Origin of the sequence: Falsiroseomonas selenitidurans, from assembly GCF_012103215.1 — a bacterium.
GTDB lineage: Bacteria > Pseudomonadota > Alphaproteobacteria > Acetobacterales > Acetobacteraceae > Falsiroseomonas > Falsiroseomonas selenitidurans.
On sequence record NZ_JAAVNE010000001.1, the window covers coordinates 45,395 to 59,620 of the forward strand.

Consider the following 14,226-nt stretch of genomic DNA (forward strand, 5'->3'; position numbering starts at 1 on the left):
GCCGCCCCGGGCCGCGGCCGTTGACCGCAACCCGCCGGGGTGGCATTGCCGGCACATGGAGCGCCCCATGCACCCGGTCAACATGCCTCGGCCCACACGCATCTCCCGGGCGCCTGCGACGCCGGTCCGCACGGCGCTGGCGCTCGCCGCCCTGCTCGCCGCCGGCGGCTGTTCCTGGCTGCCCTCGGTGCCCGGCGCCGGGCTGTTCGAAAGCCCGCGCCAGCTGCGCGGTCATGCGGTGGAGGAGGAGGCACTGGCGCAGATCACGCCCGGCGTCAGCTCCCGCGCCGATGTCGAGACGCTGCTCGGCTCGCCCTCCGCCACCGGCACCTTCGACAGCAATGTCTGGTACTACATGAGCAGCGTCACCCGGCAGCGCCCGGCACAGACGCTGCAGGTGGAGGAACAGCGCGTCGTCGCCGTCACCTTCACCGCCAATGGCACGGTGGAGGACATCCGCCGCTTCGGGCCGGAGGATGCGCGCCCGGTGCAGGTGGTGCAGCGCATCACCCCGGCCCCGGGCAATGACCGCACCCTGCTGCAGCAGCTGTTCGGCAATATCGGCCGCCTGGCGCCCGGCGTGGGCGGCCAGACCAATACCGGCCCCGGCGCGCCCTCCCCCACCACCCGCTGATCAGGCGGGGCGCGCGACCGCCGGGCGCAGGAACAGGGTCAGCCCCAGGGCGAAGGCCAGCGCCGGCAGGACCAGCAGGTTCAGCGGCACCCAGCCGGCGCCGGCATGGATGGCGCCGGAGCCCAACGCCGTGCAGGCGACGGTGCCGAAGACGATGAAGTCATTCGCCGTCTGCGCCTTCACCCGCTCCTCCGGCGCATGGGATTCGCCCAGCATGGTGGTGGCGCCGGTGAACATGAAGTTCCAGCCCAGCCCCAGCAGCACCAGCGCGGCAACGAAATGGCCGAAGCTCTCACCATCCACCGCCACGGCGACGCAGAGCGCGTTCAGCACGATGCCGGCGGTGATGATCTGGCGGGCGCCGAAGCGGGCGATCAGCCGCCCGGTGAAGAAGCCAGGCGCGAACATCGCCACCGCATGCGCCTGGATCACCGTGGCGCTGGCGCCGACACCGAAGCCGCAGGCCATCATCTCCAGCGGGGTCGAGGTCATCAGCAGGTTCATCACGCCATAGCCCATCGCGGCGGTGCCGGCGGCGGCCAGGAAGGCGGGGCGGCGCAGGATGCGCGCCAGCGGCACCGCCACCTTCGGCCGCGGCGGCGGCGGCGGCAGGCGCACCTGGGTCAGCAGCACCGCACAGAGAATCGGCAGCACCGCCAGCGCGAGGTAGGTGCCGAGGAAGAGGAAGGGCGCGAACAGATCCTTGCTGTGCTTCACCAGTTCCGGCCCGAAGATCGCCGCCAGCACCCCGCCGGCCATGACCAGCGAGATGGCGCGCGGCCGATAGGCCGGGGAGGCCACCTCGGCGGCGGCGAAACGGTAGTGCTGGGCGATGCCGAAGCCGATGCCGGCGGGCAGCGCGCCCAGCGTGTAGACCCAGAAATCCCCCATCCAGATGCCCAGCGCGAAGGTCAGCGCGCCGCAGAAGGAGCCCGCCGCCCCCATCAGGAAGCCGACGCGCCGGCCCAGCCGGGCGAAGATGATGCCGGCGGGGATGGAGGCGGCCATGGTCGCCACCATCTGCAGCGCCAGCGGCAGTGTGGCCAGCGCCTTGTCGCTGGCCAGGCTGTAGCCGACCAGCGCCCCCATCGCGACCTGGCCGACCACCGAGGCGTTCATCAGCGCCTGGCAGAAGAACAGCAGCCGCACATCACGCTTCATGGCGCGCTCGGCGCCGCCCAGGGTCTCTTGCACCTTGGTATCGGGCATCAGAAGTGGCTCCAGCCGCCAGCCGGCAGCGCAAGGGGGTTGCCAGCGGCGTCCAGCACGCGGACCCCCGCGCCGGGCAGGAAGCGACCGATCCGCGTTGCCGCGACGCCAGCCGCCGCGGCCGCCGCCCGGATGCGGGGCGCATCCGCCGGCGCCGCGGCGAAGACCAGCTCGTAGTCGTCGCCGCCTGTCAGGATGCGCGGCAGCAGGTCGGCATCGGCGGCCAGCGCGGCGCGAGCGGGGGCGGAAAGCGGCACGGCGGCGGCCCCGATCTCCGCTGCGCAGCCCGCGGCGCGCGCCAGGTGGCCGAGGTCCTGCACCAGCCCGTCCGAGACATCCATCGCCGCCCGCGCCAGCCCCACGAGGCACTGCCCCAGGGCGATGCGGGGCTGCGGCAGGCGGTAGCGGCCGGCCAGATGGTCATCCGGCGGCAGGCGACCGGTCAGCGCCAGCAGCCCCAGCGCGCCATCGCCGATGCTGCCCGAGACCCAGACCTCGTCGCCCGGCCGGGCGCCTGCCCGGCGCAGCGCCGCGCCCGGCGCGACATGGCCAAGGATGGTCAGCGACAGGCAGGCGGGGCCTTGCGTGGCCACCGTGTCCCCGCCCAGCAGCGTGATGCCGAACTCCCGCTGGTCCGCCGCCAGCCCGGCGGCGAAGCCGGCGATCCAGTCCTGCGCCACGCCGCGCGGCAGCGCCGTGGTCATCAGATAGGCCAGCGGCACCGCCCCCATGGCGGCGAGGTCGGACAGGTTCACCCGCAACAGCTTCCGCCCCAGCGTCTCCGGCGGGTCGTCCGGCAGGTAGTGGACGCCGGCCACCATGGCATCGGCGGCCAGCACCAGGGTGCGGCCCGGCGGCGGGTCCAGCAGCGCCGCGTCATCTTCCAGCGCCAGCGCCCCCGGCCCGGCCAGGGGCGCGAAGTGCCGCGCGATCAGCCCGAATTCGGCCGGCAGGGCCATGGCATCAGCCGCGCGGCGCGGCGGCGAATTCGTCGGCGCGCAGGCTGCGTGCCAGCGCATCCAGCACGCCATTGGCGAAGCGCGGCTCATCGCCCACGAAGAAGCCGTTGGCGATGTCGAGATACTCGTTGATCACGACGCGCGCCGGCGGCTCATGCGGCACCGAAAGCTCCCCGGCCGCGGCGCGCAGCAGGGCGCGCAGCACCGGGTCCAGCTTCTCCAGCGGCCAGTCCTTGGCCAGGGCGGCGGCGATCGCCACGTCCAGCTGCTCGATGCGGGCCGCGGCGGTGCGGACGATGCGGGCGAACAGCTTGGCATCCACCTCCGGCACCCGGCCTTCGCCGAAGCTGTCCTCGGCCTCGTTCGGGCCCAGCCGGTGGCGGACGAACTGGTCGATCACCGTTTCCGGATTCTCGCCGGCCTGCTCGCTCTGGAACAGGGCCTGCACGGCGGCGACGCGCGCACCGGTGCGCGGGCGGCCGGAGGGGGCCGGGCGGGGCCCCTTGCCCTTGCCGCCGCTCACAGCGCCCACCGGCGCTTCAGCGCCAGCTGGCCGAGCACGGCATGCGCCGCCTCCGCGCCCTTGTTGTGGCCGTCATCGCGCGACCGGGCGATGGCCTGGTCCAGATTGGCCACCGTCAGCAGGCCGAAGCCCAGCGGCACGCCGGTTTCGGCGGAGATGGCCATCACGCCCTGGCAGACGGCGTCGCAGATGAAGTCGTAATGGTCCGTCTCGCCCTTCACCACGCAGCCCAGCAGAAGGTAGCCGTCCCAGTTGCCCGGGGCGGCCAGGGCCATGCGCAGCGCGGCCGGCAGTTCAAAGGCGCCGGCCACATCCACCACATCCGCCGTCCCGCCGGCGGCTTCCAGCACCTGCCGGGCGCCGTGCAGCATGCCGCCCACCACATCCGCATAATAGGGCGCCTGGATCACCAGCACCCGGGGCGGCGCCCCGGCAATGGCGGTTGCGGCGCGTTGCGGCGCGTCTTTCGTACTCACGTGTTGTCCTTCGGAATCGGTCGCGTCTCGACCACGTTCAGGCCGTAGCCTTCCAGCCCGACCACGGGGCGCGGGTTGTCGGACAGGCGGATGATGTCGCGCAACCCCAGATCGGCCAGGATCTGCGCGCCGATGCCATAGTCGCGGATCTCCGTGCTGGCCACCCGCCGGTTGCGCCCGGCGCGCACCTGCTGCGAAAGCCCGTCCGGCCGCCAGTCGCGCAGCAGCACCACCGCGCCGCGCCCGGCGGCGGAAATCGCCCGCATCGCCGCGTGCAGCCCCTGTTCCGCCCGCCCCGCCACCAGATCCCGCAGCAGGGAGGAGGCATGCATCCGCACCAGCGCCGGCGCCGGGGTGGAAAGGTCGCCCTTCACCAGCGCCAGATGCTCGCCCTGGTCCAGGGTGGAGGCATAGACGATCACCCGCCAGGTGCCGCCGATGGCCTCCACCTGGCCTTCCTCCACCCGCCGCACCAGGCGTTCCGTCCGCCGGCGATGCGCGATCAGGTCGGCGATGGTGCCGAGCTTCAGCCCATGATGCTGGGCGAAGGCGACGAGGTCCGGCATCCGCGCCATGGAGCCATCGTCGTTCATGATCTCGCAGATCACGCCCGAGGGGTTCAGCCCGGCGAGGCGGGAGAAATCCACCGCCGCCTCGGTATGCCCGGCGCGCACCAGCGTGCCGCCATCGCGCGCCACCAGCGGGAAGACATGGCCGGGGGTGACGATATGCTCCCGCCCCAGCTCCGGGTTGATCGCCACCGCCACGGTGCGCGCCCGGTCGGCGGCGGAGATGCCGGTGGTCACGCCGTCCCGCGCCTCGATGGAGACGGTGAAGGCGGTGGCGTGGCGGGTGCCGTTGGACTGCGCCATCAGCGGCAGGCCGAGCTGTTCCACCCGGTGCCGGGCCAGCGCCAGGCAGATCAGCCCGCGGGCGTGCTTGGCCATGAAGTTGATGGCGTCCGGCGTGGCGAACTGCGCCGGGATCACCAGGTCACCCTCATTCTCCCGGTCCTCGTCATCCACCAGGATGAACATGCGGCCGCGGCGGGCTTCCTCCAGCAATTCCTCGGTGGGGCTGAGGAAGTCGTGGAAGTTGGTGGTCTGCGTGGTCACGGTGCTCATGCGTTGAATTCCCGCAGCCGCGCCACGTAGCGGGCCAGCATGTCGATCTCGATGTTGACGGCATCGCCCGGCCGCAGCGTGGCGAAGCCGGTCACTTCCGTGGTGTGCGGGATGATGTTCACGCCGAATTCGTGCCCCTCCACCTCGTTCACGGTGAGGGAGACGCCGTCGATGGCGACCGAGCCCTTCGGCGCGATGAAGCGGGCGATGGCGGCGGGCACGCGGAAACGCCAGCGGGTGGAGCCGTTCTCCGGCGTGGCGGACAGCACCTCCCCCAGCCCGTCCACATGGCCGGACACGACATGCCCGCCCAGCTCGTCGCCCATGCGCAGCGGCCGTTCCAGGTTGATCCGGCGGCCCACCTGCCAGCCGCCCAGCGTCGTCTTCGCCAGCGTCTCGGCCGAGGCCTCGACGGTGAAGGCCGCGGGCTCCAGCGCCACCGCCGTCAGGCAGCAGCCGGAACAGGCGATGGAGGCGCCGAGCACCGCACCCTCCAGCCAGCCTTCCGGCACGGCGACGGTCAGGCGCATGTCCTGCCCCTCCCCCATCGGCACGAGGGCGGACACCTCCCCCTGGGCGGTGATGATCCCGGTGAACATTCAGCCAGCCTCGCGCTCGAACTCGGTCAGGATATCCGCGCCGATGGTGCGGTGCGCCACGCGGCGGAACTTGGGCGCCTCGGCGAGTTCAGACAATGGGCCCGACGGATCCAGGGCATAGGCGGCGGGAACGCCGTCCCCGCCGATCACCATCGGCGCGTGGAACCAGGCCAGCCGGTCCACCAGCCCTTCCCGCAACAGCGAGGCTGCGATGCCGGACCCGCCTTCGGCCAGGACCCGGGTGATGCCGCGCGCGGCCAGCGCCAACAGGATGCCGCGCATGGCCAGGCCCTCGGGGCCCGCCGGCATCTCCAGCACCTCCACCCCGGCCTCTCGCAGCGGGGCGAGCGCGGAATCCGGATGGCCGGCCAGGGTGGCGACCAGCGTCGGCACCTGCCGCGCCGTGCGCACCAGGCGCGCGGAGGGCGGGATGCGCAGCCGGGCATCGGCCACCACGCGCGGCGCCGGGATCGGCACGCCGCCGGGCAGGCGGCAGGTCAGGTCCGGGTCGTCATCCAGCACCGTGCCGCTGCCCACCAGGATGGCGTCGTGCCGGGCGCGCAGCCCATGCGCGGCGCGGCGCGCCTCCGGCCCGGTGATCCAGCGGCTCTGCTTGGAGGCGGTGGCGATGCGGCCATCCAGCGTGGTGGCGAGCTTCAGCGTCACCAGCGGCAGGCCCTGGCGCAGCCGCTTGAGGAAGCCGGCATTCAGCGCCGCCGCATCCGCCGCCAGCAGCCCCTCCTCCACCGCGATGCCGGCCGCGCGCAGCCGGGAAAAACCTTCGCCATCGACGCGCGGATCCGGGTCGCGCATCGCCACCACCACCCGGGCGACGCCGGCGGCGATCATTGCATCGGTGCAGGGTGGGGTGCGGCCCCAATGGCAGCAGGGCTCCAGCGTGACATAGGCGGTGGCGCCACGGGCGGCATGGCCGGCGCGGCGCAGCGCCTCCGTCTCCGCATGCGGGCGGCCGCCGGGCTGGGTCCAGCCGCGCCCGACCACGGCGCCATCCGCCGCGACGATGACGCAGCCGACCGCCGGGTTGGGCCAGGTATTGCCCAGGCCGCGCCCGGCAAGCGCCAGGGCGGCCCGCATGTGCGCCGCGTCTTCCACGGTCAAGATCCGTCGATCTGCCCCAGGAACTGCCGGAAATCCTTGGCTTCCCGGAAGTTGCGGTAGACGCTGGCGAAGCGGACATAGGCCACCTCGTCCACGTCGCGCAGCGTTTCCATCACCACCTCGCCGATGCGGCGGGAGGGCACTTCGCTGTCCGCCTCCACTTCCAGGCGGCGCTGGATGCCGGTGACGATGCGCTCGATCCGCTCGTCGTCGAAGGGGCGCTTGCGCAGCGCCACGCGGACGGACCGCGCCAGCTTGTCGCGGTCGAAGGGCACGCGGCGGCCATCGGTCTTGATCACCACCAGCTCTCGCAGCTGCACGCGCTCGAAGGTCGTGAAGCGGTTGCCGCAGGCCGGGCAGGACCGCCGGCGCCGGATCGCGCCGCCATCCTCCGCCGGACGGCTGTCCTTCACCTGCGTGTCCTCGTGCCCGCAGAAGGGACAGCGCATGGATCTATGCCCTCAGCCGCGCCGGAGGCACGCCATGGGCGTGACGGGCGCGCGCTTGCCTTCGCGCCCTGCACGGCTGCGGCAGCTCAAGCTGATGGCCCGGGCGTGGCGTCCGTCCGGACGCGCGGCCCGCCGAAGTGCGCGGGCCGCCAGCGTGGGTGGTTTTCACCTTGCCCTCAGTAGATCGGGAAGCGGCGGCAAAGCTCCAGCACGCGGGCCTTCACGGCGCCCTCGACCGCCTCGTTGGCCTCCGGGCTGTTGGCCTGCGCCAGCCCGTCGAGCACGTCGCCGATCATCTTGCCGATCTCGGTGAACTCGATCTCAGAAAAACCGCGGGTGGTGGCCGCCGGGCTGCCGAGTCGGACGCCGGAGGTCACCATCGGCTTCTCCGGGTCGAAGGGGATGCCGTTCTTGTTGCAGGTCAGGTGGGCGCGGTTCAGCGCACCCTCCGCCGCCTTGCCGGTCAGCTTCTTCGGCCGCAGATCCACCAGCACCAGGTGGTTGTCCGTGCCGTCGGTGACGAGGTCGAGCCCCTGGCGCTTCAACTCCGCCGCCAGCGCCTGGGCATTGGCCACCACCTGGCGGGCATAGCTGCGGAATTCGGGGCGCAGCGCCTCCCCGAACGCCACCGCCTTGGCGGCGATCACATGCATCAGCGGGCCGCCCTGCAGGCCGGGGAAGACGGCGCTGTTGAACTTCTTCGCCAGCGCCTCGTCATTCGTCAGGATCATGCCGCCGCGGGGGCCGCGCAGGGTCTTGTGGGTGGTGGTGGTGACCACATGCGCATGGGGAAAGGGCGAAGGATGCGCGCCGCCGGCGACCAGCCCGGCGAAATGCGCCATGTCCACCATGAAGAAGGCGCCGACCTCGTCCGCAATCTGGCGGAAGCGGGCAAAGTCCCAGGTGCGGGCATAGGCGGACCCGCCGCCGATGATGACCTTGGGCTTCGTCTCCCGCGCGATGCGGGCCACTTCCTCCATGTCGATCAGCTGGTCCTCGCGCCGCACCGTATAGGGCGCCACCTTGAACCACTTTCCCGATTGGTTGGCGGGGGCACCGTGGGTCAGGTGGCCGCCGGCGGCCAGATCCAGGCCCATGAAGGTGTCGCCCGGCTGCATCAGCGCGAAGAACACCGCCTGGTTGGCCTGCGCCCCGCTATGCGGCTGCACATTGGCGAAGCCGCAGCCGAACAACTGCTTCGCGCGCTCGATCGCCAGGGTCTCCGCCACATCGACCACCTCGCAGCCGCCATAGTAGCGGCGGCCGGGGTAGCCTTCCGCATACTTGTTGGTCAGCACCGAGCCCTGCGCCTCCAGAACGGCGCGGGAGACGATGTTCTCGCTGGCGATCAGCTCGATGCCATCCTGCTGGCGCACCAGCTCCTCATGCAGGGTGGCGGCGATGGCCGGGTCGGTCTCGGCCACGGGGGCCTGGAAGAATCGGGCGGGGGTCACCGCCGGCGTGGTCTCGTTCATCGGGACGGGCTCCATCCGGGGCTGAGCTTCAGGACTCGCCGGTCGTGCCGGCCGCCCTCATAGGGGGTGGTGAGGAAGACGTTCAAGGCGTCCAGCGCCACCTCCGCGCCGATCATCCGGGCGCCGAGGGCCAGCACATTGGCATCATTGTGCTGCCGCGTCAGGCGCGCGCCGGTGGCGTCATGCACCAGGGCGCAGCGGATGTCGGGGTGGCGGTTGGCGGCGATGGAGATGCCGATGCCGGTGCCGCAGACCAGGACGCCAAACCGCACCGTGCCTTCGGCCACCGCGGCGCAGACGGCGGCGGCGAAATCCGGGTAGTCGACGCTTTCCGGCCCATGCGTTCCGAAATCCTGCACGGGATGGCCGGCGGCTTCGAGCGCCGCGCGCAGCGTGGCCTTCAGGCCGATGCCGGCATGGTCGGCGCCGAGGGCGATGGGGGTTTCGGCAGGGATCATGCCAAGGCTGTTACCATGCCATGTGTCCGCCCGGAACCACTGCCGCCAGGGGTTGTGGCGCATCCCAGACCTGCGCCGCCGCCGCCGCCGCGCGGCCTGGACTGGACGCGGCGCGGGCCCATGGCAGGATCTTTCCCGCCTGCCCTGGGGCGGGAGACGCCGCATCCCCTGCCCGGCGCCGGCGCAGCAGCCCAAGCCCCGCCTTGCCTCCGCCCCCCCGGACGTGGAACGGATGCGGCCGGGACAGGAGAACCAGATCATGGCGTCGTCGGCAAATCCGGAAACCATCGCCCTGCACGCCGGCTGGCGCGCCGACCCCACGACGGGTTCGGTGGCGGTGCCGATCCACCAGACCACCAGCTTCCAGTTCCAGGATACCGGCCACGCCCAGCGCCTGTTCGGCCTGGCGGAGATGGGCAACATCTACACCCGCATCATGAACCCCACCGTGGACGTGCTGGAAAAGCGCGTGGCGGCGCTGGAAGGCGGCGTGGCGGGGCTGGCGCTGGGCTCCGGCCAGGCGGCGACCACCTTCTGCGTGCTGAACCTCTGCGAGGCGGGGGACAACATCGTTTCCTCCACCGACCTCTATGGCGGCACCTGGAACCTGTTCGCCAACACGCTGAAATCCTTCGGCATCGAGGTCCGCTTCGTGGACCCGGCCAACCCGCAGGCCTTCGCCGACGCCACCGATGACCGCACCCGCTGCTGGTATGCGGAAACCCTGCCCAATCCGAAGCTGCAGGTCTTCCCGATCGCGGAGGTGGCGGCGCTGGGCCGCAAGCTCGGCGTGCCGCTGATCATGGACAACACGGCCGCCCCCATCCTGTGCAAGCCGCTGGCGCTGGGCGCGGCCATCGTCATGCATTCCACCACCAAGTGGATCGGCGGCCACGGCACCAGCATCGGCGGCGTGGTGGTGGATGGCGGCAATTTCGACTGGGAGGCCAATGCCGCCCGCTTCCCCACCCTGAACAAGCCCGATGCCAGCTACCACGGCGCCGTCTGGACCCAGGCCGTGAAGCCGCTGGGCCCGATTGCCTACATCATCCGCATGCGGGTGATCCTGCTGCGCGACCTGGGCGCGCCGATGGCGCCGATGAACGCCTTCCTGACCCTCCAGGGGCTGGAGACGCTGCCCCTGCGGATGGAGCGCCACTGCGCCAACGCCATCAAGGTCGCGGCCTTCCTCGCCGGCCACCCGGCGGTGGCCAGCGTGACGCATCCCAGCCTGATGACCGGCGAATCGAAGCGCCGCGCCGATGCCGCGCTGAAGGGCGGCTATGGCAGCCTGATGGGCTTCGAGCTGAAGGCGGGCGCCGAGGCCGGGCGCAGGTTCATCGAGGCGCTGACGATGTTCTACCACGTCGCGAATATCGGGGACGCTCGCAGCCTGGCGATCCACCCGGCCACCACCACCCACAGCCAGCTCTCGGCGGAGGAGCAGGCGGCCTCCGGCGTCAGCCCCGGCTATGTGCGTCTGTCCATCGGCATCGAGCATATCGACGACATCATCGCCGACCTGGACCAGGCGCTGGCGGCCGCCGCGGCATGAGCGGCTATCCGGCCCAGCGCCCGCGTCGCAACCGGGTGGATGCCTTCACCCGGCGGATGGTCGCGGAGAACAAGCTGTCCGTCGATGACCTGATCTGGCCGATCTTCGTCATCGAGGGGACCGGCACGGAAACCGAGGTGGCGTCCATGCCCGGCGTCAGGCGGGTGACGCTGGACCGGTTGGCGGCGCATGTGGCGCCGGCGGCGGAACTCGGCATCCCCGCCATCGCCCTGTTTCCCGCCACCGACCCCGCGAAGAAGGATGCCGAGGGGAACGAGGCGAAGAATCCGGAGAACCTGATGTGCAGCGCCGCCCGGCTGCTGAAGCGGGAATTCCCGGACCTCGGCCTGGTCGGCGACGTGGCGCTCGACCCCTATACCGACCACGGCCATGATGGCGTGCTGCGCCCCGGCCCGGGCGGCATGTATGTCGCCAATGACGAGACGGTGGAGATCCTCGCCATCCAGGCGGTGATCCAGGCCGAGGCCGGCATCGACATCATCGCGCCGTCGGACATGATGGATGGCCGCATCGGCGCCATCCGCACGGCCCTGGATGCGAAGGGGCTGATCCACACGCGGATCATGTCCTACGCCGCCAAATACGCCTCCGCCTTCTACGGCCCGTTCCGTGATGCGGTGGGCTCCGGCGCGTCGCTGAAGGGCGGCGACAAGAAGACCTACCAGATGGACCCCGCCAACACGGACGAAGCCCTGCGCGAAGTGGCGCTGGATTTGGCGGAGGGTGCGGACATGGTGATGGTCAAGCCGGGCATGCCCTATCTGGACATCGTCCGCCGCGTGAAGGACCGCTTCGCGGTGCCGACCTTCGCCTACCAGGTGAGCGGCGAGTACGCGATGATCATGGCGGCCGTCCGGAATGGCTGGCTGGACCATGAGCGGGCGATGATGGAGAGCCTGCTGGGCTTCAAGCGCGCCGGCGCCGATGGGGTGCTGAGCTATTTCGCGGTCGATGCCGCGCGGAAGCTGCGGGCGGGCTGAGGGGCACCCGCGCAGGCTTTGCTTGAACCGGAGGGGCCGCGGGCGGTAGATTGCTGCAATGCGGGATCGGGAAGCATGAGCAGCGTCGCCCTCTCCGACATCCGCGCCCAGCGCGCGGAGGTGGAAGCGCGGCTGGCCTATGCCCATGCCCGCGACGCGGAGGGGAAGGTCCTGGCCTGGTGGCGTCTGCACCTGGCGCGGCAGGCCCGCCTGGCGGCGCTGGGCGCCGATGGTTCCGCCCGCCTGCCCGCCCTGCCGGACCCGCCGCCCGGCGCGCTTTCACGCTGGCAGGCGATTGCGCTGCGCATGCGCCTGATGCGGCTGGATTCCGCCCGCCCTGCCGGCCGGGTGATGCGCCAGCTCGGCTAGAGCATTTCCAGGTCGTCGTCGGAGAAGGCCCGCGGATTTGAACGGGCATGAAGGCAGAGACGCGGTTCTTTCTGGCTCCCTCAGGCTGCCAGGAAATCCGCCACCGCCGCAACCTGATCCGCCGCACGCAGCGCGGGCGCATGGCCGACGCCGGCGAATTCGCGCAGCGCCACGCCGGGGCGCGCCGCCATCGCCGCGGCCGTCGCGGCCTCCAGCACGTCGCTTTCCGCCCCGCGCAGGATCAGCGTTGGCGCCACCACCCGGTCCCACACCGCGCCCAGCTCGATCGGCGCGGCCCTGGCCCGGGCGAGGGGCACGGCGATGGCCGGGTCGTGGTGCGGGGCGATGCCACCATCCGGCAGGCGCCGCGCGCTGGTTTCCGCCATGTGGCGCCAGGCCGCATCCTCCAGCGGGCCGAAGCCGGCATGGACCTGGCGCAGATGCGCCTCCAGCCCGGCCAGATCCTCGAAGCGGTGGCCCTGGCGCGCATAGGCGGCGATGCGCACGGTGGCGGCTTCCGGCACATGGCTGCCGATGTCGTTCAGCACCAGCCGCCGGATCGGACTGCCCGGGGCCGCCGCCAGCAGCATGCCGCAGATCCCGCCCAGCGAGGTGCCCACCCAGTCCACCGGCCCGTCCAGCCGCGCCAGCAGGTGCCCCAGCGCCACCACATAGGCGGGCGGCGCATAGGCCATCGGGTCCGGCAGCCAGGCCGAATCGCCGCGCCCGGGCAGGTCCGGGCACAGCACGCGGCGCCCCTGCCCGGCCAGCGCCGCCGCCAGCACGTCGAAATCCCGGCCGTTGCGGGTCAGCCCATGCACGCAGACCACGGCGGCGCCCTCGGGCGGCCCCCATTCCGTCCACGCCAGCCGGTGGAAGGCCGCACCCAGCAGATAGCGCAGCCCGCCCCGGCGCATGTCAGACGACCCCCTTCTCCCGCAGCGCTGCGATCTGCGCCTCGGTCAGGCCAAGCAGGCCCGCCAGCACCTCCTCGGAATGCTGGCCGAGCTGCGGCGGCGGCACGCGGTAATCGGCCGGGGTGGCGGAGAGCCGCACCGGGTTGGCGATGACCTCCACCGTGGCGCCGGAGGCGTGCGGCATCTCCACCACCACCTTGCGGGCCTGCACATGCGGGTCCGCGAACACCTTCTCCAGCGTGTTGATCGGGCCGCAGCCGATCTTGGCGGCTTCCAGCGCCAGCACCCATTCATCCGTGCTGCGGCTCTGCATCACCGGGGTCAGCGTCTCCGTCACGAACTGGCGGTTCGCCACCCGCGCCGCATTGGTGGCGAAGCGTTCATCCGAAAGCAGCGCCTGCTGGCCCGTCACCTCGCAGAAACGGGCGAAGGTGGGATCATTGCCGACCGAGAGCACGATATGCCCATCCCGCGTCGGGAACACCTGGTAGGGTACGATGTTCGGGTGCTGGTTGCCCAGCCGCGGCGGGTTTTCCTTCGTCGCCAGGTAGTTCATCCCCTGGTTGGCCAGCCAGGCCACGCTGGTGTCCAGCATGCCGATATCCACCTGCTGGCCCTGGCCGGTGCGTTCCCGGTGGCGCAGCGCCGCCAGGATGCCGATGCAGCCATAGAGGCCGGCAAACAGGTCGGCCACCGGTACGCCCACCTTCTGCGGCAGCCCGTCCGGCTCCCCGGTCAGGGACATCACGCCACCCATCGCCTGGATCAGCGAATCGTAGCCCGGGCGGGGCGCATAGGGGCCGGTCTGGCCGAAGCCGGTGATGGAGCAGTAGATCAGGCCCGGGAATTTCTGGGTCAGCTGCTCGAAGCCCAGCCCGTACTTGGCCAGGGCGCCGACCTTGAAATTCTCCACCAGGATGTCGCAGCCATCCAGCAGCTGGTGGATGATGGCCTGGCCTTCCGGCTTGGCGATATCCAGCGTCAGCGACTTCTTGTTGCGGTTGACGCCCAGGAAATAGGCGCTCTCTTCGGTTTCCGGCCAGACCGGCGGCGCGAAGCCGCGGGTGTCATCACCCGCGCCCGGCTTCTCGATCTTGATGACCTCGGCGCCCAGGTCGCCCAGCATCTGCGTGCAGGTGGGACCAGCCAGGACCCGGGTGAGGTCCAGGACCCTGAGGCCGCGCAGCGGCCCGCTCGGCGCCTTCTCGATGGACAATGCAGCCTCTCCCCTCATCTGCGGCCCGGAAACCTGCGACCCGGGGGGTTACCCCGGCATTGCCGGCGGCGGCCGCCGGCCGCATCTTGCGGCGACCGGCCGGCGCATCCGGCGGCCGCCGCTTATAGTGCCGTGATCCTGCG

The 14,226-nt window shown here is 71.6% G+C and carries 16 protein-coding genes; 4 read left to right on the top strand and 12 right to left on the bottom strand.

Translation table 11 applies throughout. The features are described 5' to 3' along the window. The first annotated feature begins 82 nt into the window (after positions 1-82). A complete protein-coding gene (locus HEQ75_RS00215; protein ID WP_168026898.1) occupies positions 83-634 on the top strand; it encodes an outer membrane protein assembly factor BamE in 552 nt (183 codons plus the stop codon). On the opposite strand, the gene HEQ75_RS00220 is transcribed toward HEQ75_RS00215, so the two are convergent. The 10 genes from HEQ75_RS00220 to rpiB all read right to left on the bottom strand — a co-directional run bounded on the left by HEQ75_RS00220 (position 635) and on the right by rpiB (position 9,025). Continuing rightward, the gene (locus tag HEQ75_RS00220; RefSeq protein WP_168026899.1) at positions 635-1,843 is read right to left on the bottom strand and encodes an MFS transporter; all 1,209 of its coding nucleotides are present in this window, start codon (positions 1,841-1,843) and stop codon (positions 635-637) included. Further along, positions 1,843-2,802: a thiamine-phosphate kinase gene (gene thiL / locus HEQ75_RS00225; protein ID WP_168026900.1), complete on the bottom strand. Its 960-nt coding sequence runs from the start codon at positions 2,800-2,802 to the stop codon at positions 1,843-1,845. Before thiL ends, HEQ75_RS00220 begins: the two co-directional genes overlap by 1 nt. A gap of 4 nt (positions 2,803-2,806) precedes the next feature. Further along, positions 2,807-3,334 (bottom strand): transcription antitermination factor NusB, encoded by a 528-nt coding sequence (gene nusB, locus HEQ75_RS00230; protein ID WP_328733104.1) that lies wholly within the window; start codon positions 3,332-3,334, stop codon positions 2,807-2,809. Next, positions 3,322-3,801 carry a 6,7-dimethyl-8-ribityllumazine synthase gene (ribH, locus tag HEQ75_RS00235; RefSeq protein WP_168026901.1) on the bottom strand — a complete coding sequence of 160 codons (480 nt, stop codon included), beginning with the start codon at positions 3,799-3,801 and terminating at the stop codon, positions 3,322-3,324. The genes nusB and ribH overlap by 13 nt, the downstream gene beginning before the upstream one ends. Continuing rightward, complete coding sequence (gene ribB, locus HEQ75_RS00240) at positions 3,798-4,925, bottom strand: 3,4-dihydroxy-2-butanone-4-phosphate synthase (RefSeq protein ID WP_168026902.1); 1,128 nt, start codon at positions 4,923-4,925, stop codon at positions 3,798-3,800. The genes ribH and ribB overlap by 4 nt, the downstream gene beginning before the upstream one ends. Continuing rightward, the gene (locus HEQ75_RS00245) at positions 4,922-5,524 is read right to left on the bottom strand and encodes a riboflavin synthase (protein ID WP_168026903.1); all 603 of its coding nucleotides are present in this window, start codon (positions 5,522-5,524) and stop codon (positions 4,922-4,924) included. Before HEQ75_RS00245 ends, ribB begins: the two co-directional genes overlap by 4 nt. Further along, the gene (gene ribD / locus HEQ75_RS00250) at positions 5,525-6,637 is read right to left on the bottom strand and encodes a bifunctional diaminohydroxyphosphoribosylaminopyrimidine deaminase/5-amino-6-(5-phosphoribosylamino)uracil reductase RibD (RefSeq protein WP_168027141.1); all 1,113 of its coding nucleotides are present in this window, start codon (positions 6,635-6,637) and stop codon (positions 5,525-5,527) included. Positions 6,638-6,639: 2 nt separating this feature from the next. Beyond that, positions 6,640-7,092, bottom strand: coding sequence for a transcriptional regulator NrdR (nrdR, locus tag HEQ75_RS00255; RefSeq protein ID WP_168026904.1), 453 nt, complete (start codon positions 7,090-7,092; stop codon positions 6,640-6,642). A gap of 176 nt (positions 7,093-7,268) precedes the next feature. Continuing rightward, positions 7,269-8,567 (bottom strand): serine hydroxymethyltransferase, encoded by a 1,299-nt coding sequence (gene glyA / locus HEQ75_RS00260; RefSeq protein WP_168026905.1) that lies wholly within the window; start codon positions 8,565-8,567, stop codon positions 7,269-7,271. Then, positions 8,564-9,025, bottom strand: coding sequence for a ribose 5-phosphate isomerase B (rpiB, locus tag HEQ75_RS00265; RefSeq protein WP_168026906.1), 462 nt, complete (start codon positions 9,023-9,025; stop codon positions 8,564-8,566). Before rpiB ends, glyA begins: the two co-directional genes overlap by 4 nt. A 259-nt stretch (positions 9,026-9,284) precedes the next feature. On the opposite strand from rpiB, the gene HEQ75_RS00270 reads away from it, so the two are divergent. The 3 genes from HEQ75_RS00270 to HEQ75_RS00280 all read left to right on the top strand — a co-directional run bounded on the left by HEQ75_RS00270 (position 9,285) and on the right by HEQ75_RS00280 (position 11,950). Then, the gene (locus HEQ75_RS00270) at positions 9,285-10,580 is read left to right on the top strand and encodes an O-acetylhomoserine aminocarboxypropyltransferase/cysteine synthase family protein (RefSeq protein ID WP_209318272.1); all 1,296 of its coding nucleotides are present in this window, start codon (positions 9,285-9,287) and stop codon (positions 10,578-10,580) included. Next, entirely contained in the window at positions 10,577-11,581 is a 1,005-nt protein-coding gene (gene hemB / locus HEQ75_RS00275; RefSeq protein ID WP_168026907.1) for a porphobilinogen synthase, read from the top strand. The genes HEQ75_RS00270 and hemB overlap by 4 nt, the downstream gene beginning before the upstream one ends. 75 nt (positions 11,582-11,656) lie before the next feature. Next, positions 11,657-11,950 (top strand): hypothetical protein, encoded by a 294-nt coding sequence (locus tag HEQ75_RS00280; protein ID WP_168026908.1) that lies wholly within the window; start codon positions 11,657-11,659, stop codon positions 11,948-11,950. An 80-nt stretch (positions 11,951-12,030) separates the two neighbouring features. On the opposite strand, the gene HEQ75_RS00285 is transcribed toward HEQ75_RS00280, so the two are convergent. Together HEQ75_RS00285 and HEQ75_RS00290 are read right to left on the bottom strand one after the other, a co-directional pair. Then, positions 12,031-12,867, bottom strand: a complete 837-nt coding sequence (locus HEQ75_RS00285) for an alpha/beta fold hydrolase (protein ID WP_168026909.1) — start codon at positions 12,865-12,867, stop codon at positions 12,031-12,033. A 1-nt stretch (position 12,868) separates the two neighbouring features. Further along, complete coding sequence (locus HEQ75_RS00290) at positions 12,869-14,101, bottom strand: CaiB/BaiF CoA transferase family protein (protein WP_168026910.1); 1,233 nt, start codon at positions 14,099-14,101, stop codon at positions 12,869-12,871. Positions 14,102-14,226: the final 125 nt, after the last annotated feature.